22 protein-coding genes are annotated in these 20,726 nt (G+C 65.0%); 10 read left to right on the forward strand and 12 right to left on the reverse strand.

The window, feature by feature from the left end:
• Positions 1–200 precede the first annotated feature (200 nt).
• Positions 201–1,169: a siderophore-interacting protein gene (locus CXQ81_RS22540; protein ID WP_101338608.1), complete on the forward strand. Its 969-nt coding sequence runs from the start codon at positions 201–203 to the stop codon at positions 1,167–1,169.
• Between the two features lie 442 nt (positions 1,170–1,611).
• Here CXQ81_RS22540 and CXQ81_RS22545 read toward each other — a convergent pair whose 3' ends face one another.
• Positions 1,612–2,355 (reverse strand): thioesterase II family protein, encoded by a 744-nt coding sequence (locus CXQ81_RS22545; RefSeq protein WP_101339467.1) that lies wholly within the window; start codon positions 2,353–2,355, stop codon positions 1,612–1,614.
• 312 nt (positions 2,356–2,667) lie between these two features.
• Between CXQ81_RS22545 and CXQ81_RS22550 the strand changes: the two genes are divergently transcribed.
• Positions 2,668–3,804, forward strand: coding sequence for a cupin-like domain-containing protein (locus CXQ81_RS22550; protein ID WP_101338609.1), 1,137 nt, complete (start codon positions 2,668–2,670; stop codon positions 3,802–3,804).
• 3 nt (positions 3,805–3,807) lie between these two features.
• Here CXQ81_RS22550 and CXQ81_RS22555 read toward each other — a convergent pair whose 3' ends face one another.
• On the reverse strand, positions 3,808–5,001 hold the full coding sequence (locus CXQ81_RS22555) for an MFS transporter (RefSeq protein WP_101338610.1): 1,194 nt from the start codon (positions 4,999–5,001) through the stop codon (positions 3,808–3,810).
• A 132-nt stretch (positions 5,002–5,133) separates the two neighbouring features.
• Between CXQ81_RS22555 and CXQ81_RS22560 the strand changes: the two genes are divergently transcribed.
• The 5 genes from CXQ81_RS22560 to CXQ81_RS22580 all read left to right on the forward strand — a co-directional run bounded on the left by CXQ81_RS22560 (position 5,134) and on the right by CXQ81_RS22580 (position 10,054).
• Positions 5,134–5,721: a TetR/AcrR family transcriptional regulator gene (locus CXQ81_RS22560; RefSeq protein ID WP_009044820.1), complete on the forward strand. Its 588-nt coding sequence runs from the start codon at positions 5,134–5,136 to the stop codon at positions 5,719–5,721.
• Positions 5,722–5,840: 119 nt separating this feature from the next.
• The gene (locus CXQ81_RS22565) at positions 5,841–6,641 is read left to right on the forward strand and encodes a glucose 1-dehydrogenase (protein ID WP_053262027.1); all 801 of its coding nucleotides are present in this window, start codon (positions 5,841–5,843) and stop codon (positions 6,639–6,641) included.
• Entirely contained in the window at positions 6,634–8,454 is a 1,821-nt protein-coding gene (locus tag CXQ81_RS22570; RefSeq protein ID WP_101338611.1) for a glycoside hydrolase family 15 protein, read from the forward strand. Before CXQ81_RS22565 ends, CXQ81_RS22570 begins: the two co-directional genes overlap by 8 nt.
• A gap of 102 nt (positions 8,455–8,556) precedes the next feature.
• Entirely contained in the window at positions 8,557–9,027 is a 471-nt protein-coding gene (locus tag CXQ81_RS22575) for an isochorismatase family protein (RefSeq protein ID WP_101338612.1), read from the forward strand.
• Between the two features lie 124 nt (positions 9,028–9,151).
• Complete coding sequence (locus CXQ81_RS22580) at positions 9,152–10,054, forward strand: alpha/beta fold hydrolase (RefSeq protein ID WP_101338613.1); 903 nt, start codon at positions 9,152–9,154, stop codon at positions 10,052–10,054.
• On the opposite strand, the gene CXQ81_RS22585 is transcribed toward CXQ81_RS22580, so the two are convergent.
• Positions 10,040–11,032, reverse strand: a complete 993-nt coding sequence (locus tag CXQ81_RS22585) for a GlxA family transcriptional regulator (RefSeq protein WP_007921935.1) — start codon at positions 11,030–11,032, stop codon at positions 10,040–10,042. The genes CXQ81_RS22580 and CXQ81_RS22585 overlap by 15 nt on opposite strands.
• A 114-nt stretch (positions 11,033–11,146) precedes the next feature.
• On the opposite strand from CXQ81_RS22585, the gene inhA reads away from it, so the two are divergent.
• On the forward strand, positions 11,147–11,833 hold the full coding sequence (inhA, locus tag CXQ81_RS22590) for an isonitrile hydratase (RefSeq protein ID WP_101338614.1): 687 nt from the start codon (positions 11,147–11,149) through the stop codon (positions 11,831–11,833).
• Positions 11,834–11,922: 89 nt separating this feature from the next.
• On the opposite strand, the gene darC is transcribed toward inhA, so the two are convergent.
• The 3 genes from darC to darA all read right to left on the reverse strand — a co-directional run bounded on the left by darC (position 11,923) and on the right by darA (position 14,361).
• Positions 11,923–12,174 carry a 2-hexyl-5-propylresorcinol biosynthesis acyl carrier protein DarC gene (gene darC, locus CXQ81_RS22595; protein WP_101338615.1) on the reverse strand — a complete coding sequence of 84 codons (252 nt, stop codon included), beginning with the start codon at positions 12,172–12,174 and terminating at the stop codon, positions 11,923–11,925.
• Positions 12,175–12,260: 86 nt separating this feature from the next.
• Positions 12,261–13,412: a beta-ketoacyl synthase DarB gene (gene darB / locus CXQ81_RS22600; RefSeq protein WP_101338616.1), complete on the reverse strand. Its 1,152-nt coding sequence runs from the start codon at positions 13,410–13,412 to the stop codon at positions 12,261–12,263.
• A gap of 7 nt (positions 13,413–13,419) precedes the next feature.
• Positions 13,420–14,361: a 2-hexyl, 5-propylresorcinol biosynthesis aromatase DarA gene (gene darA, locus CXQ81_RS22605; RefSeq protein ID WP_101338617.1), complete on the reverse strand. Its 942-nt coding sequence runs from the start codon at positions 14,359–14,361 to the stop codon at positions 13,420–13,422.
• Between the two features lie 508 nt (positions 14,362–14,869).
• Between darA and CXQ81_RS22610 the strand changes: the two genes are divergently transcribed.
• Entirely contained in the window at positions 14,870–15,274 is a 405-nt protein-coding gene (locus CXQ81_RS22610) for a GFA family protein (protein ID WP_007921926.1), read from the forward strand.
• A 222-nt stretch (positions 15,275–15,496) separates the two neighbouring features.
• Here CXQ81_RS22610 and CXQ81_RS22615 read toward each other — a convergent pair whose 3' ends face one another.
• Genes CXQ81_RS22615 through CXQ81_RS22625 form a run of 3 tightly spaced genes read right to left on the reverse strand, consistent with a single transcriptional unit; the run spans position 15,497 to position 17,123 of the window.
• Positions 15,497–16,303: an aminoglycoside phosphotransferase family protein gene (locus tag CXQ81_RS22615; RefSeq protein ID WP_101338618.1), complete on the reverse strand. Its 807-nt coding sequence runs from the start codon at positions 16,301–16,303 to the stop codon at positions 15,497–15,499.
• A 15-nt stretch (positions 16,304–16,318) separates the two neighbouring features.
• Positions 16,319–16,678, reverse strand: coding sequence for a helix-turn-helix transcriptional regulator (locus CXQ81_RS22620; RefSeq protein WP_097138822.1), 360 nt, complete (start codon positions 16,676–16,678; stop codon positions 16,319–16,321).
• The gene (locus CXQ81_RS22625) at positions 16,668–17,123 is read right to left on the reverse strand and encodes an SRPBCC family protein (RefSeq protein ID WP_101338619.1); all 456 of its coding nucleotides are present in this window, start codon (positions 17,121–17,123) and stop codon (positions 16,668–16,670) included. Before CXQ81_RS22625 ends, CXQ81_RS22620 begins: the two co-directional genes overlap by 11 nt.
• Before the next feature lie 192 nt (positions 17,124–17,315).
• Between CXQ81_RS22625 and CXQ81_RS22630 the strand changes: the two genes are divergently transcribed.
• Positions 17,316–17,717 (forward strand): lysozyme inhibitor LprI family protein, encoded by a 402-nt coding sequence (locus tag CXQ81_RS22630; RefSeq protein ID WP_101338620.1) that lies wholly within the window; start codon positions 17,316–17,318, stop codon positions 17,715–17,717.
• 44 nt (positions 17,718–17,761) lie between these two features.
• On the opposite strand, the gene peaD is transcribed toward CXQ81_RS22630, so the two are convergent.
• From peaD to peaB, 3 genes are read right to left on the reverse strand one after another with little or no spacing between them, the layout of a single operon-like run.
• Positions 17,762–18,886 (reverse strand): quinohemoprotein amine dehydrogenase subunit beta, encoded by a 1,125-nt coding sequence (gene peaD / locus CXQ81_RS22635; protein WP_101338621.1) that lies wholly within the window; start codon positions 18,884–18,886, stop codon positions 17,762–17,764.
• 23 nt (positions 18,887–18,909) lie between these two features.
• Positions 18,910–19,233, reverse strand: coding sequence for a quinohemoprotein amine dehydrogenase subunit gamma (gene qhpC / locus CXQ81_RS22640; RefSeq protein WP_007921889.1), 324 nt, complete (start codon positions 19,231–19,233; stop codon positions 18,910–18,912).
• Position 19,234: 1 nt separating this feature from the next.
• Positions 19,235–20,668 (reverse strand): quinohemoprotein amine dehydrogenase maturation protein, encoded by a 1,434-nt coding sequence (peaB, locus tag CXQ81_RS22645; RefSeq protein ID WP_101338622.1) that lies wholly within the window; start codon positions 20,666–20,668, stop codon positions 19,235–19,237.
• Positions 20,669–20,726 lie beyond the last annotated feature (58 nt).

Raw genomic sequence — 20,726 nt, forward strand, 5'->3', positions numbered from 1 at the left:
GTACTTGCGTGTGGGGTATCGAGCATTGGCTCGGTCATCCCTACGGAACGGATGAAGGCCCGGGAAAATTAACCCCGCGCGCCACGCCGGCCGCCAACCCCCGGGCCGCGCAGGACAGGCCGGCCAGCGGCCCCGACGGTAAATCGGACCCACCCCCCTTCGTTCCTTGCTTATCCCCCCCTTGCAACAGGTACCTGCCCATGTCCTCCGCTCAATCGCTGACCGACATCCTCACCCAAGGCTTGCGCAAACTGACGGGCATCGACCGGCCCAGACCCAAGGGCTACCGGGTGATCAACGTCGAGCTCAAGCGGCGCATCGTCCTCAGCCCGTCCCTGGTGCGCCTGGTGTTCGCCGGCGAGGACATCGCCCAGGCCCGCACCCTGGCCCCGGACCAGCGCATCAAGCTGCTGTTCCCCGGCGCCGACGGCAGCGCCCCGCAACTGCCGGTGGAAGGTGACTGGCACGCCGCCCGGCGCAAGCTGCCGGCCGAGCAGCAGCCGCCGATGCGCACCTACACCATCCGCGCCCTGCGCCTGCTGCCGGCGGAGCTGGATGTGGACTTCGTGCTGCACGGGGTCAACGGCCCCGCGTCCGGCTGGGCCACCCACGCCCGGCCCGGCGACCGCCTGCAGATGGTGGTACCGAACAAGGCCTACAGCGGCGATCCCGGCGGTTATGAATGGATGCCGCCGGCAGATATCCGCAAAGTGCTGCTGATGGGCGATGAAACCGCCCTGCCGGCCATTGCCGGGATTCTCGAGGAGCTGCAGGAGTATCCGGATTACCCGGACGTGCAGGCGTTTATCGAAGTGCCCCACGAAAGCGATTGCATCGACTTGCGCTGCAACCCCCAGACCCGGCTCAACTGGCTGCCGCGGGACCTGTTGGGCGCCCAGCACGGCGAAACCCTGATCCATGCCGCCCGAGAGCTGGCCGAGCTGCCGCCGCCCCACACCGCGCAGCGGCCGGTCAAGGTCCGCGAGGGCGACGAGGAACAACGCCCCTGGGAGACCGCCACGCCGGCCGACAACAGCTTCTACGCCTGGGTGGCCGGCGAGTCCGCCACGGTGATGAGCATCCGCCGCCACCTGATCAACGAGCGCGGCCAGGAACGCCGCAACCTGACCCTGATGGGCTACTGGCGCCTGGGCACGTCGTTGGGCTGATAGATCTGCCTGGGCCTTGAGAGCGCCGCGGCAGCGGCTACGCCCACTCCTGTAGCCGCTGCCGAGCCCGCGAGGCTGCGATAAGGCCCGCAGGGCCTTGCTTGACGATCTTGCGGATGGGGCCACCGAGAGCGCCGCGGCCGTACCGGCCGATCGCAGCCTACGGCAGCGGCTACGCCCACTCCTGTAGCCGCTGCCGAACCCGCGAGGCTGCGATAAGGCCCGCAGGGCCTTGCTTGACGATCTTGCGGATGGGGCCACCGAGAGCGCCGCGGCCGTACCGGCCGATCGCAGCCTACGGCAGCGGCTACGCCCACTCCTGTAGCCGCTGCCGAACCCGCGAGGCTGCGATAAGGCCCGCAGGGCCTTGCTTGACGATCTTGCGGATGGGGCCACCGAGAGCGCCGCGGCCGTGCCGGCCGATCGCAGCCTACGGCAGCGGCTACAGGGCCGCTGCGGTTTCCGGTTGCAGGTGACGCCGACGATGCACCTCAAGGTGGCCCTTGATCAGGCTCAGGACCCTGGCTTCGTGTTCGTGGATGAAGAAGTGCCCGCCCGCCAGCATGTCCACGGAGAAGCTGCCCTGGGTCTCCTTCCTCCAGCCAATCAACTGTTCGGTGGTGGCCCGGTCGGCCTTGCCTCCCAGGACATGCACCGGGCAGTTCAGCAACGGTCGCTGCAGCGGGCGAAAACGGCCACACAGGAGAAAGTCGGCGCGCAGGATCGGCAGGGTCAGGCTCATCAATTCCTGGTTGGCCAATACCTCTTCGCTGGTGCCATTGAGGGTGCGCAACTGTTCGATCAGTTGTTCGTCCGTCTTGGGGTCGGCAAAACCCCGGTCGTAGTCGGTGCGCAGGGTCGGCGCCGCGGTTCCCGAAGCGAACAGCGCCACCGGTTCCGGACAACCCAGGGCCCGCAGGGCGTGGGCCAGCTCGCAGGCCAGCAACGCCCCCAGGCTATGGCCGAACAAGGCATAGGGCGCACGCAGGCCCGCGCGAACTTCCGCGGCCAGTTGCCGCGCCAGCTCGCGCATGTCGGTGGCCAGCGGCTCGGCATAACGGGCGCCCCGCCCCGGCAGTTCCACCGGCTGCAATTTCAGCCATTCGGGCAGCTTGCGCCGCCAGCGGCTGTAGACCATGGCGCTGGCTCCGGAATACGGCAGGCACAGCAACGTCAGCTGGGTCACGGTGTTCCCCTTGAAAAAAATGATGGTAAAGACTGGACGTGCCACCTGGCCGGCAAATTAGTGCGGCAGCCAGCCTGACGCCCATCTGTAGGAGCAGTCGGTCGACGCTCGATTGCTCGTGATGGTCGTTAACGATACCGCGTCTTGCATTGGGTAAACGCGGTGTTCTCAGGTTCATCGCGAGCAAGCTTCGCTCCTACATTAGATCCCCTTCGCTTGACCGGTCGTCATTGAGTCAGTCGTCCCCATAAATTTCCCGATACAGCCTTCGTTCCCTGCTGCAGATCAAACCAACCAACAAGAGAGATCGCCGTGGACTTGCAGACCCTTCTGTCAAAGCTGTTCGCCAATGCCGGTGCCGTGGGAATCGAAGGCACCTTTCAATTCGTGTTCGGTCCACAGCTGGCATTCTGGTCACAGGTCCAGGCGCACAGCCGCACCGAAGCCGGCCGGCACCCGGCGCCCGACGTCACCATCGAGGTCGCCCAGGCCGACTTTCTCGGGATCATGGGCGGCAGCGCCAACGTCGAGGAACTGTTCGCCAGCGGCCGCCTGAAGATCGGCGGCAACATGGGCCTGGCCACGCTGCTGCCGCAGATCATCGACCATGCCCGGCATGGCGGTGGCGCGCTGGAAAAGAAAGTCGAGATGAACACTCGCTACCCCACCCCGCCGCGCTACAGCGAGACAGTCTCGGCCGGCCTGCCGACCCAGCGCACGGTGGAACGGCGTCCGCGCAGCGGGCTCTCGGTGGAGGAGTTCAGGACGCGTTACCTGCCCCAGGGCATTCCCGTGGTGATCAGCGATGCCCTGCAGGACTGGCCGCTGTTCCAGCTCAACCGCGAAGAATCGCTGGTGCACTTCGCCGAACTGCAAGGCATCACCCGCCACGGCGACTACGTGAAAAAGACCTTTTCCACCGAGCGCGACTTCCGCTCCACCTCCATGGCCGAGTTCATCGCCTCGCTGGACAACCCGGCGCCGAAAAACGCCGACGGCGAACCGCCCGCCTACATGGGCAACAACATCCTGCCGGCGCAGTTGCTGGAGCAGATCCAGTACCCGCCCTACTTCGACCGCTCGCTGTTCATCCCGCCGCGGATCTGGATCGGCCCCAAGGGCACCCTGACCCCGCTGCACCGCGACGACACCGACAACCTGTTCGCCCAGGTCTGGGGCCAGAAGTCCTTCATCCTCGCCGCGCCCCACCACCGTGAGGCGCTGGGCACCTGGTCGACCGCCCCCGAGGGCGGGCTCGACGGTTGCGAGGTCAACCCGGACGCGCCGGACTACGAGCGTTTTCCGGCCTCGCGGAACGTGACCTTCCTGCGGGTCATCCTGGAAGCCGGCGACCTGCTGTTCCTGCCCGAGGGCTGGTTCCACCAGGTGCAGTCGGTGTCCACCTCGCTGTCGGTGAATTTCTGGGTCAACTCCGGGCGCGGCTGGTAAGGCTCAGGCGACCGCCGGCTGGCTGCGGGTCAGCCGGCGACAGCTCTGCACTGCCGCCCCCAGCACCACCACTGCCGCCGCCTGCGCCACCCAGAAGCCGCTGCGCGCGCCAAAGGCATCCACCAGCCAGCCGGAACTGGCGGCGCCGATGGCCACGCCGATGCTGACCCCGGTGACCAGCCAGGTCAGGCCTTCGGTGAGCTTGGCCGGCGGCACGATGTTTTCCACCAGGGCCATGGCGACGATCAGGGTCGGGGCGAAGAACAGGCCGGAGACGAACACCGCCAGGGACAGGCCGAAGATATTGCTCGCCAGCAGCAATGGCAGGGTGGTCACGGCGGTGGCGATACCGCCGTACATGAACAGCCGCGGCAGCGGGATATTCAGTTTCAGCGCGCCGAAGGCGATGCCCGCCAGGCAGGAACCGATGGCGTACACCGACAGCACGATGCTCGCCGCCGCGGGTTGCCCCTGCTGCTGGGCAAACGCCACGCTGACCACATCCACCACGCCGACGATCATGCCCATGGCGATCATCAGCAGCACCAGCAGCTGCAACTCCAGCGAGCGGATGATCGACACGTCGTGCCGGGCCTCATGGGGATGCACCGGCGGCTCGGTCGCCCGTTGCGCCACCAGCGCGGTGACGCCGATCGCCAGCATCAGCAGCGCCGCCAGCGGCCCGGCCTCGGGGAAGGCCGCCACGCACAGCCCCACCGACAACGGCGGGCCGACGATAAAGCACACCTCATCGAGCACCGACTCCAGGGCATAGGCGGTCTGCAACTGTGGCTGGCCGCGATACAGCTCGGTCCAGCGGGCGCGAACCATGGCCGGCATGCTCGGCATGCAGCCGGCCAGGGCGGCGAACAGGAACAGCGTCCAGTGCGGCGTCTGCAAGCGGGTGCACAGCAGCAACGCCAGCAGTGCCCCGCCGCCCACACCGGCGGCGATCGGCAGCACCCGGCCCTGGCCGAAGCGGTCGACCATGCGCGACACCTGGGGCGCGCAAAAGGCCGTGGCCAGGGCGAAGGTCGCCGCCACCGCACCGGCCAGCGCATAACCGCCCTTGAGCTGGGCCAGCATGGTGATCAGGCCGATGCCGGTCATCGACATCGGCATCCGCGCAATCATCCCCGCCACCACGAAAGCGCGGCTGCCGGGGGCGTTGAACAGTTCGCGGTAAGGGTTTGCCATCGTCATCACACCTTGTTTGAGGCTTGCCAGAAATGCACCGCAAGACAAAAATACATACGGCGCGTATGTGAGAAAGCATGAGAACATACGCGGCGTATGTCAATCCATGTATCAGTTGTGTGAGTGCCCGCCATGAGCCCGCGTCAACGCGCCGAGATGATCGAAGAAACCCGCAGCAAACTCATCGCCAGTGCCCGCCAGGCCTTTGGCAGCCTGGGCTATGCCAACACCTCGATGGACGAGCTGACGGCCGAGGCGGGCCTGACCCGGGGGGCCTTGTATCACCATTTCGGCGACAAGAAAGGCCTGCTGGCGGCGGTGGTGGAACAGCTCGACGCGGAAATGGACCAGCGCCTGGAGGCAATCTCGCGCGGCACCGACGACCTCTGGGCCGCCTTCGTCCAGCGCTGCCGCACTTACCTGGAAATGGCCCAGGAAGCGGAGATCCAGCGCATCGTCCTGCAGGATGCGCGCGCAGTACTCGGCGACCTGACCGAGGCTAGCGAGGAGCAGTGCGTGGCGTCCTTGAGCGCGCTGCTGGATGAGCTGATGCAGGCCGGCCTGGTGGTCAACGCCCCCAGCGAAGCCCTGGCGCGCCTGATCAACGGCAGCCTGCTCGACGCTTCGCTGTGGATCGCCCGGGACGAGCATCCGGGGCAACGATTGCAGCAGGCACTGGCCGGGCTGGAGGCACTGCTGCAGGGCTTGCGGGTGCGCTGAGCCCCGGCGCCGGATGCTTGGCATCGGCCCCACCCTCCTCCGGGACTTCGTAACTGCGGTGAACTCCTGCCCGCTCTAGCCAGTCAGCTGAACAGGCTCTCCGGTTAAGGTGCGTGCTCATGAATATCTCCCTGAACCAACAAGTCGCCCTGGTCACCGGCGCCAGTTCCGGCATCGGCGCCGCGGCGGCCACCGCCCTGGCCGCGGCCGGGGCCTCGGTGGTGCTCAATTACCATCGGCAGGCGGCGCCCGCGGAAAAGCTCGCCGCCGACATCAACGCCTGCGGCGGCCGGGCCATTGCCGTGGGCGCCGACATCTCCCAGGAAGACCAGGTCCAGCACCTGTTCGACAGGGCCCTGGAAGCCTTCGGTTTCCTCGACATCCTGGTGGCCAACTCGGGCCTGCAAAAAGACGCCGCCACGGTGGACATGACCCTGGAGGACTGGAACCAGGTGATCAGCGTCAACCTCACCGGCCAGTTCCTCTGCGCCCGCGCCGCCCTGCGCATTTTCAATCGCCAGGGCATCCGCACCGGTGTGTCGCGGGCCGCCGGCAAGATCATTCACATGAGCTCGGTGCATCAGCGGATTCCCTGGGCCGGGCACGTCAACTACGCGGCGTCCAAGGGCGGCGTGGACATGCTGATGCGCAGCCTGGCCCAGGAGGTCAGCCACCAGCGCATCCGCGTCAATGCCATTGCCCCGGGCGCGATCGCCACGCCGCTCAATCGCAAGGCCACCGAGGGCGCGGCCGAGCGCAAGCTGCTCGAGCTGATTCCCTACGGGCGCATCGGCGACGTCAAGGACGTGGCCAACGCCGTGGTCTGGCTGGCCAGCGATGCCTCCGACTACGTGCTCGGCAGCACCCTGGTGATCGATGGCGGCATGAGCCTGTACCCGGAGTTTCGCGACCATGGCTGACACTGAACGACAGGCGCCGATCGACGCCCACGGCATCATCGGCGACCTGCGCAGCGCCGCGCTGGTCAACGACAAGGGCAGCGTGGATTTTTTCTGCTGGCCGGAGTTCGACAGCCCGTCGATCTTCTGCTCGCTGCTCGACACCCCGGACGCCGGCATCTTCCAGTTGGCGCCGGACCTGCCCGACGCCCGCCACGAACAGATCTACCTGCCCGACAGCAACGTCCTGCAGACCCGCTGGCTGAGCGAGCGGGCCGTGGTCGAAGCCACCGATTTGCTGCCGATCGGCGACAGCGAGGACGACCTGCCGCTGTTGATCCGCCGGGTACGGGTGGTCAGCGGCCGCGCTACCCTGCGCCTGCGCTGCGCGGTGCGCCATGACTATGCCCGCGCCCCCACCCGGGCACGACTGGACGGCGACGCGGTGTGCTTCGAGGCCGAGCGGCAGCCGGGGCTGCGCCTGGTGGCCAGCCAGCCCCTGCGCATCGACCGGCAGGCGGCGGTGGCCGAGTTCGAGCTGGAACAGGGGCAGAGCGCCGAATTCATGCTGGGCGGGCTCGACGATCCGCGGCTGGTCACAGGTGGCAGCGAGCTGTGCCTGGAACGCACCCTGAAGTTCTGGCGCGACTGGATCGGCCAGTCCAACTACCGCGGCCGCTGGCGCGAAATGGTCAACCGTTCGGCCCTGGCGCTGAAGCTGCTGACCTCGCGCAAGCACGGGGCGATCCTCGCCGCCGCCACCTTCGGCCTGCCGGAAACCCCGGGCGGCGAACGCAACTGGGATTACCGCTACACCTGGATCCGCGACGCGTCGTTCACCGTCTACGCCTTCATGCGCCTGGGCTTCGTCGAGGAGGCCAACGCCTATATGCGCTGGCTGCGCGGACGGGTCAGCGACTGCTGTGGCCAGCCGGCCAAGCTGAATATCCTGTACGCCATCGACGGCCGCCAGCAGCTGCCGGAAACCCGACTGACGCACCTGTCCGGGCATGGCGGCGCGACGCCGGTGCGTATCGGCAACCAGGCCTATGAACAGGTCCAGCTGGACATCTTCGGCGAGCTGCTGGACGCGGTGTACCTGGTCAACAAATACGGCGAGGCGATTTCCCACGAAGGCTGGAAACACGTGGTGGACGTGGTGGATCAGGTCTGCAGCAGCTGGGACGGCGAGGATGTGGGCATCTGGGAAATGCGCGGCGAGCAGCATCATTTCCTGCATTCGCGGCTGATGTGCTGGGTCGCCCTGGACCGGGCCATCCGCCTCGCCTCGAAGCGCTCGCTGCCGGCGCCGTTCGCCCGCTGGGACCAGACCCGCCAGGCGATCTACGACGATATCTGGAGCAACTTCTGGAACGCAGAACGCGGGCATTTCGTCCAGTACCGGGGCGGCACCGCGCTGGACGGCTCGATGCTGCTGATGCCTCTGGTGCGCTTCGTCGGCGCCCGCGACCCGCGCTGGCTGGCGACCCTGGAAGCCATCGAGAGGACCCTGGTGCGCGACGGCATGGTCTACCGCTACCGCAACGAAGACAGCCAGATCGACGGCCTGGCCGGCACCGAAGGCGCATTCGCCGCCTGCTCGTTCTGGTACGTCGAATGCCTGGCCCGCGCCGGCCGGCTGGAGCAGGCCCACCTGGAATTCGAGCAACTGTTGCGCTACGCCAACCCGCTGGGGCTGTACGCCGAAGAGTTCGACAGCCATGCCCGGCACCTGGGCAACACCCCCCAGGCACTGACCCACCTGGCCCTGATCAGCGCCGCGAGTTTTCTCGATCGCCGGCTCAGTGGCGAGAAGATCCTCTGGCAGCCTTGACCCGCAATACGCCCCATCGCCTCGCGCCTACAGAAGACAAGCCGTTCGCGGCAACGGCGGTTTGCGGGCAGAATAGGCCGCCCGGTTCCCTCAAGGATTCCCATGCGCCAGGTGCTGCTGATCATCGACGTGCAACCCTCGTTCAACCCGCCGGACTGGCTGGTGAACGGCATCAACGCCCTGCTCGGCCAGTTGTCCTCGGTGGCCACCGTCGAGCGCCATGACGAAAGTCGCACGCCCTTCGTCCGCCAGCTCGGCTGGTGCCCCGCCGCCGACGACCACAGCCTGGTCGCCGCCGACCGCGTCTTCATCAAGCACGGCTACGCCCCCACGCCGGACACCATTGCCTACCTGCGCAGCCTGGCCCCGGACCGCGTGCTGGTCTGCGGCATCCAGACCGACACCTGCGTGCTCGCCGCCGGCTTCGCCCTGTTCGACGCCGGCCTGCAACCGACGCTGATCACCGACCTGACCGTAGGCTCGTCACTGGACCGCAGCGGGCAGTTGGGCGTGCGGTTGTGGCAGCACCATTTCAAGCACCTCACGACCAGCGCCGAGCTCGCCTTCCTGTAGCCGCTGACTGATGTCTGAAGCATTCGTCAGCCAGGGCAAAGCCCACGAACGAGGTCCTGGCGCGACACTGGCCAGGCATGCAGTTTGAGCTAAGGTTGCTGTTTTCCCTGTCGCCGGATCCGTCATGAACAGCTCGCTCTCTGTCCAGTACATCCAGACCCCGTCCCTGCGCATCGCCTACGAACACCACGGCCCCGCCGACGGCGAGCCGGTGATCCTGTTGCATGGCTTTCCCTACGACCCTCGCAGTTACGACGAGATCGCCCCCGAGCTGGCGGTGCGCGGCTATCGGGTGATAGTGCCGTACCTGCGCGGCTACGGCCCGACCCGTTTCGCCGGCCCGGACATCCTGCGATCCGGGCAACAGGCAGCGCTGGCCCAGGACCTGCTGGACCTGATGGACGCCCTGGAGATCCCCCTGGCCGCCCTCGCCGGTTTCGACTGGGGCGGTCGCGCCGCCTGCATCGTCGCGGCCCTGTGGCCGGAGCGGGTGCGCTGCCTGGTGAGCGCCGACGGCTACAACATCCAGGACATTGCCCGCTCGACCCAACCGCGACCGCCCGAGACCGAGCACCGGCTCTGGTATCAGTACTATTTCCACACCCAACGCGGGGTCGACGGCCTGACCGCCAACCGTCGCGAACTGTGCGCACTGCTGTGGCGACTGTGGTCGCCGACCTGGGATCGCGGCCAGGAACTCTATGGCCGGAGCGCGCCGTCGTTCGACAACCCGGACTTCGTCGAGGTGGTGATCCACTCCTACCGGCATCGCTTCATGTACGCGCCGGGCGACCCGAGCCTGGAACATATCGAGCAGGCCCTGGAGCAGCAGCCGCCGATCCGCGTGCCGACCCTCTCGTTGTGCGGCGGCGATGACGGGGTCGGCCCGGCGAGCGAAGAGGACGAAGACATCGGCCTGTTCACCGGCCCTTACCAGCGCCGGGTCTTGCCCGGGGTCGGCCACAACGTGCCGCAGGAAGCGCCGCACGCCACCTTGCAGGCATTGCTGGAACTACTGGAAGCCTGACTCCCCCTCTGGCGAAAAGCGCTCCCGATAGGCCTGCGGCGTCACGCCGACGACCCGCAGGAAGCTGCGGCGCAGGGTTTCTTCGCTGCCGAAGCCGCACTGCACGGCGATGCGCTTGATCGCCACGCCGCTGTCGCCGAGCAGGCGCCGGGCGCTTTCCACGCGGATCTGTTCGATGGCCCGGGCCGGGGTCTGGCCGGTGTCGGCGCGGTAGTGGCGGACAAAGCTGCGTTCGCTCATGCCGGCCCGCTCGGCCAGGGCCGGGATGTTCAGGTCGCGGCCGAGGTTTTCGGCGATCCAGGCGTGCAGGTCGTCGAAGCGGCTGCCCTGTTTTTGCAGGGCCAGTGTCGCACTGAACTGCGACTGGCCGCCCGGGCGCTTGAGGAACACCACCAGTTGCCGGGCCACGTCCAGCGCCATGGCATGCCCCAGGTCCGCCTCCACCAGCGCCAGGGCCAGGTCGATACCGGCGGTGACGCCGGCCGAGGTCCAGACCGGCCCCTCGTTGATGAAGATCGGGTTGGCTTCCACCCGCAGCTGCGGATATTGCCGCGCCAGTTGCTCGCAGCGGGTCCAGTGAGTGACCACCCGGCGCCCGTCGAGCCAGCCGCTGGCGGCCAGCAGGAACGCCCCGGTGCACACCGACGCCACCCGTCGCGCCAGCGCCGCCTGCTGGCGGACCCAGGCCACCAGCGCCGGATCTTCCGCCGCGGCGTACACACCCCAGCCGCCGGCGATGACCAGGGTGTCGCATGGCGTGCCCGGCGCCGGCAAGGGCTCGGCCAACAGCGCCAGCCCGGCCGAGGTGGTCACCGGCCCGTCGCCCGCGGCGATCACATTCACCGCGTAGGGCAGCGGCAGGCCTTTGTGCCGCGCCAGGTCGTTGGCCGAAGCAAACACCTGCAGCGGGCCCGTGACGTCAAGTACCTGGGCGTTGGCGAAAGTCAGTACATGAACGGTTCTGGCGGTCTGGGACATGATTGGCGTAAATCGTGGGTAGGTTGGCGTATTCGCCAAAGCCTAGGGCGCTAGAGTCGAACCGTCCAGCCACATAAGAGCGGACACCTTCGAATTTCTCCAGGGAGATACCCCATGACGCTGCAGATCGGTTTCCTGTTGTTCCCCAACGTCCAGCAACTCGACCTGACCGGCCCCTACGATGTGCTCGCGTCGCTGCCGGACGTGCAGGTGCATCTGGTCTGGAAGGCGCGCGGGCCGGTCACCGCCAGCACCGGCCTGGTGCTGCAGGCGACCACCAGCTTCGCCGATTGCCCGCCGCTGGACGTGATCTGCATCCCCGGTGGCGCCGGTGTCGGGCCGTTGATGGAAGACCCGCAGACCCTCGACTTCATCCGCCAGCAGGCGGAGCAGGCGCGTTATGTCACCTCGGTCTGCACCGGCTCCCTGGTGCTTGGCGCCGCCGGGCTGCTGCGGGGCAGGCGCGCCACCACCCATTGGGCCTACCACCATTTGCTGGAGGCGCTGGGGGCGATCGCGGTACAGGAACGCGTGGTGCGCGATGGCAACCTGTTGAGCGGTGGCGGGATTACCGCCGGGATCGATTTTGCCCTGACCCTGGCCGGCGAACTGTTCGGCGATGCAACGGCGCAGCGGGTCCAGCTGCAACTGGAATACGCCCCGGCTCCGCCGTTCGCGGCCGGTAGCCCAGAGACAGCGCCCAAAGCGGTGGTGGAACAAGCCCAGCGGCTCGCGGCGAACTCCATCCAGCAGCGCGCCGAGATCGTCGACAGGGTCGTGGCGCAGTGGCAGCAGGCCTGAGACGGCGCTTACAGAAGCTGAAGAAAGATGCGGACCAGGGCAACCTTATCGGCCAGCTGAGCCCTGGCCGCATCTTCGATGAACCGGCGTCAGGCCGGGACTGCTTGCTCACTGGCCTGTCGGAGGTAGTCGATCGCCTGCTGCACGGTCTGCAGGCCATCGGCTGCGTCGTCCGGGATAGTGAGGTCGAACTCGGCCTCCAGGGCCGACACCAGTTCCACCCGGGCCAGCGAGTCTGCTCCCAGGTTCTCGACGAACGAGTCCTGGTTGCCGATCTGCGTCAGGTCGACGGCCAGTTCGGTCGCCACCACTCTTTTCACGCGTTGTTCGAGGGTTTCCATATTCATTCCCTTGCAGTTGGATGCGTACCACGAAACAGTGGCCGACCCGCGCCGGCCACCGGGTTCTTGCGCCTTGGCGAGGCGCCTCAGACCACCGTCAGGTGCATAAAGCCGCCGGAGAAGCGCCCGCTTTCCGGGACGAAACACAGCACGCGCTGTCCCTTGTGCAAGCGCCCGGACTCCAGCAACTCGTGGATCATGATGTAGATCGACGCCGAGCCGGTGTTGCCGCGCTCGGACAGGTTGGTGAACCAGCGCTCCTGGGGAATCGCCAGTTCGGTGTTTTCCAGGCACTCGGCAATCGGCTTGCGAAAGTATTCCGATGACATGTGCGGCAGGAACCAGTCGATGGCTTCGGGCGACAGGTTGCGCTTGATCATCACCTCCTTGAGCGGCTTGCCGAGGGTGTACTTCACCACGTTCTCGTTCAGCAGCCGCACGTCCTGCTTGATCGCGAAAATCGAGCGCAAGGCCCACTCCTCCGGGGTCAGCAGCTTCCAGCCGATCAGGCTGTCGTCGTCGGCCTTTTCCGCGCCAGCGTACATGCAGGTCGGCAATTCGTTGGCGTAGGAGAAGATGTCGATCCAGTCGATGCGCAGCGACAAACCTCCGGCCCGTGGCTGGTTCTCGAGCAGGAAGGCCCCGGCCCCGTCGGACAGCATCCAGCGCAGGAAATCCTTATCGAAGGCGATTTCCGGGCGGGCAGCCATCTGCGCCACCAGCGCCTCGTTTTCCGCATCGAAATTGCGCGCATGCAGCACCGGCGAAGGCACCTCCGAGGCGGTGGCCACGGCATTGCGGCTGGCCCCCGCAAGCACCGACAGGTAGGCATATTTCAGCGCGGTGAGGCCAGCCAGGCAGATGCCGGCGGTGGACACCACCTCACAAGGCTTGTTGCCCAGTTCGCCATGCACCATCACGCCATGGTTGGGCATCAACTGGTCCGGCATGGTGGTGCCGGTGGACAGGCATTCCATGGCGTCCAGGGTAAAGCCGTCGCCCACCAGGCCCTTGATCGCCTCGGCGGTTATTTGCGCGTTAGTGAAACGGGGAATACCGGTCTGCGGGTCCAGCACATAATAGCGCTGCTTGATTCCGTTATTACGCAGCACTACTTGCCGAGACCGTGAAGGTCGCCCGCCTACATACCCGAGAATGCTCTCCATCGTATCGTTATCCACTGCCTCTCCCGGCATATAAGTGGATGTTTTCGTGATATAGACAAACAATTCACTCATGATGATTTCACCCTTCGGATTCAAGATTTAGTTGCGAACCGGACGGCTGTTCGTAATAACGCTGTAATTTATCGAGCCGCGTCCGGATAAAGGGATGAAGCAAACGGCGTAACACCAGTGAAACAGGCAGGACAGTCAAGATGACCAGTAATAGATAAACGATGAACAGGCACAGCAAGAGTCGCCGTAGCCATTGCCCATACTTGCCGAAACGGCAAATTATTCCCGACCAGAACTTGAAGCCTCTATAGGCCGCCCGCTCGCTGAGTATCAGCCCGGGGTTGACGGTCGCCGCCCCCAGCCCTGCCAGCATCGGCCCGTCGGCTTGCTCTTTATTGGCCTGCAGGGCGGCCTTCAATGCCCGCCCGAAACGTGCGGCGCCCTGGACATCCTCGGCGCTGATCCCGGCCTTGGGCAGGCCGAGGAACGACTCGCGGCTGCCGGTGAACATCCAGCGCGGCGTGGTAATCAGGGTGGCGAAGGTGTTGGCCCGGTCGGTCAGCACCACGTTGTCGAGCAACCGCGCGCCGGCCTCGTGCAGCAGGTGCTTGACCGCCTCCTGGGCCATCAGCCACATGTTGCGGCAGGCGATCACCGTGACCACCGGGCGCCCGGCCAGCAGGCGCTTGCCTTCCGCGCTCTGGAGAAACGCGGTGATCAGCGGCGACGGCGACAGGTACCAGACCTGATACGCCAGGATCACCAGGTCGAAGGGCCCGGGATGATCGGTATGCAGTGGTTCGATGGCCGGCGGGCTGAGCTGCACGGTCTCGGGAAACACGTCGAAAAACCGGCCCACCGGCCAGGGAAACGGATAGGCGACCCGGGGCTTGAGCACCATCTCATGCACCTTGACCTCCCGCGTCGAACGCAGGGGCGAGATCAGGCTTTCGACTACGTCGTTCAACTGACCGCTTTGCGAATAACGAACCACAAGAACATGTTTCATAAGTGCGGGGACCTTTGGCTTTTCAACCACACAGACACGCCAGAGATTCACTTGAATGTGAACTTCAGCATAAAAGGCAGTTTTTATAAGTTGGGCACGACGAGAAAGACGCGCACTGTATTCGTGGCTGGTCGAACTTAAAAAACAAAACATGCTGCACGGCAAAAACAGCAGCACCCGGAGCAGCGGCCTGGTGACGAACTGAACCCGGAAATCGCCCACCCCGCATGACAAATACTTTCTGCCTGCTTTTGACAGAAAGAACCTGTAGTGGGACAGAACCCGTCTTCTGGTTGAAACTCTATCTGCAATCGGACGCTTGTAAACCTACCAACTCTGGTAGGCCCTTCGCGCTACCCAACGGACGAATTTACATGCTCTTATCGGAACCTTTTTAATCTAAGCAGGGCACATTCAATAATGGCTACTGGCCTTAATCAAAAAGTTTTCCCGCTAATGTCCGGGCAGCTTCTACACTCTGGCCCAGCCTTCCCTCAGGAGCCTTGCCATGCACAAGACTTACACCGGCAGTTGTCATTGCGGTGCAGTGCGCTATGAAGCCGAGATCGACTTGAGCCAGGGCACCCACAAGTGCAATTGCTCGATCTGCAGCAAGACCCGCAACTGGAACGCGATCATCGCCCCCAAGGCCTTTCGCCTGCTCAGTGGCGAACAGGCGCTGAGCGACTATCGGTTCAACACCGGCAATACCCATCATCTGTTCTGCAAGCATTGCGGCGTACGCCCCTTCGGGCGCGGTCATGTGCAGGAGATCGGCGGCGACTATGTCGCGGTGCAAGTGATGACCCTGGATGACATCGACCTGCAGGAGCTGCTTGCGGCCCCGGTGCATTACGCCGATGGGCGCCATGACAACTGGGGCAACGTGCCGGAGGAAACCCGCCATCTCTAGCTTTTCCACAGGCGAAAAAAAACCCCGCCGAAGCGGGGTTTTTTCAAGACCATTACGACATCCTGTCGCTGCATCCTTGCACATGGTCGGTCATCCATGACCCTGAGCGCGTCCTGCGCTGCAGTTGGTGGGTGAAGATTAAGCCTGTCGCCCAATCGGCAACAGGCGAGATAGCAGCCAGCGCATGTAAGCCTTTCGCCATAGATCGACCTGCCAAAACCCCTAGGCCGCGCCTTCCAGAGCGTGAATGGCCAATTCCGCCACTTGCAGTTGGTGTTCCGCGCTGGGTATGTCGCCGTCCTCCAGGAACCAGGCGGCGGACAGCCCGGTATAGGCCAGCACCCATTGCAGCAGGCGCTTGCGCTCCAGCCCGGCGGCCTGGGCGATGACCTCGACCTGGCGGGTGAAGCGCCGCGGATCGCTGCTGGTCGCCAGGTCCGGGTTACAGATCAGGTTGGCGAAATCGAAACCGCGCTCGCCCATGACCCGCTTGGGATCGATCACCAGCCAGCCGCGTTCCTCGAAATCCAGCACATTGTCGTGATGGATATCGCCGTGCAGCACCACCTGCTCCCGAGGGGTAGCCAGCAGTTCATCGGCCGTGGCCAGGCAGCGCAGGAAAACCCCACCCTCGCGCCGGGCGGCCGGGCGCAGGGCCTTGAACCATTCCTGCAGGCTCAACAGCGGCGGCAAGGGCGTCGCGCGTGGCGCATGCAGGCGTGCCAGGCTGGCGCAGACGATCCGGCTGACCTCGTCGTCTTCGCCGGCCAGGGCCATCTGCATCAGCGAGCGCCGACCCATGGCCCGCTCCATCAACAAACCATCGCCATGGTGCGCGTAGACCCGGGCGGCGCCCTCCCCGGCCCACCAGACCATCAGGCGGTTGCCGTATTTTTCCTCGTCGTCGAGGGCGATCTTCAGCATCGCCGGCGCATCGTCCAGGCGCACCGGCAACAAGTGGCTGCCAGGGGTGACGATGGGCGCGCCATCGACCTGCAGGTTCCAGCGTTTCAGGTAAAACTCGAACATCCGTGACTCTTTCCGTTATGACTCGACAAAGGCCTGCAATTGACCCAGGGCATGATCCCATTGCTGGCTGATCACCTCCAGCGAGCGCCGGGCCTCGGCCAGCCGGCCCGGTTCGAAGGCCCACAGGCGCTCGCGCCCCAGCTTGGCGTCGCGCACCAGCCCGGCCTGCGCCAGCACCTGCAAATGCTTGGTCACCGCCTGGCGGCTGATGTCGGTGCCAAGGGTCAGTTGAGTGATAGACATCGCGCCACCGCCACACAGGATGGCGACGAGCCGCAGGCGGGTCTCGTCGCCCAGTGCCGCGAAGATCATGGCCGAGCCGTCCAGGGATGCCGCCACCGGCAGCAGGGATGTGGAAGAGGTATCAGGGGCCAAGGTAGGTCTCGATATTGTTCATCTGCTCGTCCCAGCCGCGGCTGTTCATGCGAAACGCCTTGAGCCGCCGCTCGGGTGGAATGCCATCGAACCCCGACTCGACCACCCGCAGCAAGGTGCCGCCGTCCAGGTCTTCGAGTTCGAATTGCACCAGGGTGCTGGGCTCGGCGGAATAATCCACGCCCGGCTCCACCGCATAAGGGTGCCAGCTGAAGGCGAACAGATGTTCGGGCTCCAACCGCTCCACCAGCACATCCCAGACCAGGTGTTCATACCCGGGATAGGTAATCTGCCCCCGGGTCCGTTGCCCAACGACAAAACGCTGGCCTTCGAGCGCCACGCCGAACCAGCTGCCGAACGCCTCGGCATTCGCCAGCGCGGCCCAGACACGGGCACGCGGCGCCTTGAGCAGGATCTTTCTTTCGATGCGATCTGATGAGTTCATGGGTCACCTCCAGTGATCACACCCTAGCTCGCCCTGGCAGAAGAGCAACCTTTAAGTTGCATTTTTTCGCAAAGACGGACACGCGGTCGTCGTCAGGGCTAGGATGCAGGCCAAAGAGCTGTCGCCAACCAGAACCGGGCGGCCGGCAAAACGTCCTTGATGCCCCCTTGATCGTCCATCGCGAGAATCAGCATGAACCCACGTATTTTCCTGGCCCTGGCGCCGCTGCTGCTCACCCCGCTGGCCCAGGCCGCCGATTGTGCCAACGCCAGCACCCAGGCCGCCATGAACCAGTGCGCCGCCGAGCAGCACCAGGCGGCGGACAAGGAACTGAATACGCTCTACCAGCGCATCACCCAGCGCCTGAAGGACAACCCGGACGGCAAGAAGCTGCTGGTCGGCGCCCAGCGCGCCTGGATGGCCTTTCGGGATGCGGAATGCGGGTTCGCCGCCTCCGGGGTGGCCGGTGGCAGCGTCTACCCGTTGATCTACAGCAACTGCACCACCGACCTGACCAAGGCCCGGGTCGAGGCGTTCAAGACTTACCTCAAGTGCCAGGAAGGCGACCTCGGCTGTCCGGTGCCGGGGAATTGAAGCCGCGGTGATCTTGAGCTTTTTCGCGATGGCGGTATCCGCGACTAGCGCTCGAACACCTGGGCCGTGGTGATCGCCATGTCCCCGCCCGGCAGCTTGATGCTGCCGATCTGCTTCAGGCTGTCGGCATCGAAGATCGCCACGTCGTTGAAGGTCCCGGCCAGGTAGATCTTGCTGCCCGCCTTGTTGAACGAAATACAGTAGTAGGAATGGTCCAGGGTGGCGGCCTGGAGCAGTTTTTTCTGCCGGATGTCGTACTTGGCCAGGCGGTTGAGCACGCCGAACATCAGGTTCGGGTCCTTCGGCGAGCGCATGCCGCTGAAGTAGATTTCCGTCAGCGGACCGAAGTCGGTGGTTTCGCTCTTGCCGGTTTTCAAGTCGATGCTGAACAGACCGTACAGGTACTCGGCGCTGGCCGGGTCCTGTTTCTGGTCCTTGAACTTGGCGGCGGTGTAGAGCAGCGAGAAATCATGGCGCCAGGTCTGCTGGTTCCACACGTAGAGCACGTCCGGCGCGCTGTAGTTCGGGCGTTTCCAGTGGCGGCTGGGGATCAGCACATCGAACTTGCCGGTCTTGACGTCGACCTTGTACACATCCGCCCCGGCCACATACAACGAGCCGTCGTCACCGCTCTGCATGATGGTCAGTTGCCGTGGCGCCGGAAAGCTACGCACCGGCTTGGCCTTGAGCCCGCCGTCGGTGGCATACACGTCCAGCCGCGGCGGCTTGACCTCATAACGGTCGTTGAGCATCAGCGTCGGATTGGCCACGGTGTACAGCTCCTTGCCGTCGTGGCTGACGGTGAAGGCGAACATCGAGCGCGCCTTTTCCCCCGGCTGCTGGGTGATGCTGGCGTGGAACACCTGCTTGCAGCTGTCCAGCTCAACGCCATAGACATCGGCGTAGTGGTTGTTCAGCACGTAGGCGACCTTGCGGTCCGGCGCCAGCTGCACGGTGCCGGGGCCGAAGGCGTCGGGCATCTTGCAGGTCTTGTACAGCGTGTCGCTGGCCAGGTCGATCACGTGCAGGTTGTTCGGGTAGTTGGTGGTGACCATGTATTCATGGCCGGCGTTGAGGGCCTTGTCACTGTTGTCATCGGCCAGGACGCTGAGGGAACAGGCCCCCAGGACGGCGGAAGCGGCCAGGCCGCAGGCATTGATCAAGCGCATGCTGGAATCCTTCTACTGACCGATTACTTGTCTTTAGGGAACACAGTACCGAGGTTGCGCCAGTTCTCGTTGGAGGCCTGGGCGTCCTTGTTCCAATCGGGGTAGGTGCTCATCATGTCCGGCACCTGGGCCGGCCACCAGCAAGGGTCGGAGCAACCGTAGAGGTCGGCCTCCATCGGCTGGCACAAGGACGACACGCCACCGAAGGCATCGATTTCCCAGCCCGGGTCGGTGGTCGAGGCACAACCGGCCACCGAACTCATGGCGACCACTTCTTCGATACGGTTCTCGTCGGCGGCCTGTTCCAGTTTCTGGGCTTTGTTATTGATCGGCTTGAGATGTTTCATGTCAGTGGGCCTTGCGCGGAGTGATGTAACTGCTGATGAACGCAGGGTTGCGGGCCATGATCCGGCTGTAGACCTCGATGCCGAAATCCACCCAGTCACGCATCAGTTCGCAATAGTGATAGGTCGGGTGCGCCGGGTCGCCGTAGCGGGCGTAGCTCTCGTGGTAGCAGCCGCCGGAGCACAGGTTGCGGATGCGGCAGCTGTCGCAGCCGGTGTTGCTGCGGTCCAGGCGCTGGGACAGGAAGTCGTTGAGCTCCATCTGCTTCACCCCGCCCTCGCGCACGTTGCCGAAGGTCGGCAGCGATGAGCCGGTAAAGCGGTGGCACAGGTTCAGCTCGCCCTTGTGGTCCACCGCCAGCATCTTCAGGCCGGCGCCACAGGGCAGTGCCTTCTTGTGGCCTTCATGGATATCGGTGATCAGCTGGTGCAGGTTGGAGAAACCGATATTGCGATGCTCCAGGGCCGCCTCCAGGTAACGCCGGCCCAGGCGCTTCATGCTGGCGAAGACTTCGACCAGTTCCTCGCCTGTGAGGTTGAAGCTGCTGATATCGCCCGAGGTCACCGGGGCAAACCCGACTTCGGCGAAACCCAGTTCGTTGAACAGGTGGTCCCAGATGGTTTCCACATCGGTGACCCCGGTGGTCAGGGTCACCCGCGCGCCGACCGGGCGGCTGTCGTAGCGCGCCAGCAGCATCTGCGCCTTGCGCCGCACCACGTCATAGGTGCCCTGCCCGCCCACGGTGATGCGGTTGCGGTCGTGCACGGTCTTCGGCCCGTCGATGCTCACCGACAAGCCAAAGCGGTGGGCATTCAGGTAGTCCACCGTTTCCTCGGTGAGCAGCGTGGCGTTGGTGGTCATGACGAACTCGACGAACTTGCCCGCCTCGCGAAAACGCTTCTCGCAGTAGTCGACCATGTACTCGATCAGCTTGCGGTTGCTCAGCGGTTCGCCACCGAAGAACACCACGGTGAAACGTTCCTCGTCGGGGGATTCCCTGAGCAGCATTTCCACCGAGGCGATGGCCGTCTCGACGTCCATCTTCTTGCCCGCCGAGGGCTTGTCCAGGTCTTCCTTGTAGCAGTAGGTGCAGCTCAGGTTGCAGCCGGTGTTGACGTTGAGCACCACGGTGTTGATCGCCGTGCGCTCGACCCGCTTGACGGTCCATTCCTCAGTCAGCGGCGAGCCGTCGCTGACCAGTTCCAGGGCGATCAGCTCGCGCAGGGTCTCGTTGATTTCCTCGCCGTCGTACTGGCTGGCCAGTCGCTGGATCAGCTCAGTGGAAGAGCAACCCGGCCCGCGCAGGGCATCGATGATGCTGCCGGTCAAGGCATCGCTGGCGAACAGCGAACTGCTGGGGATATGGAACAGCATGCGGTCGGCATCGACTTGCACTTCGTGCAGGTTGCGTTCGACCAGATTCAAGATAGCGCCCATTGCAAACCTCCTGTGCCGGCCCCTTTTGGCGGGGGCCCGCGGTCATTCCGAAAGGGTG

Source organism: Pseudomonas sp. 09C 129 (assembly GCF_002843625.1).
In the GTDB taxonomy this organism is placed as follows: domain Bacteria; phylum Pseudomonadota; class Gammaproteobacteria; order Pseudomonadales; family Pseudomonadaceae; genus Aquipseudomonas; species Aquipseudomonas chlororaphis.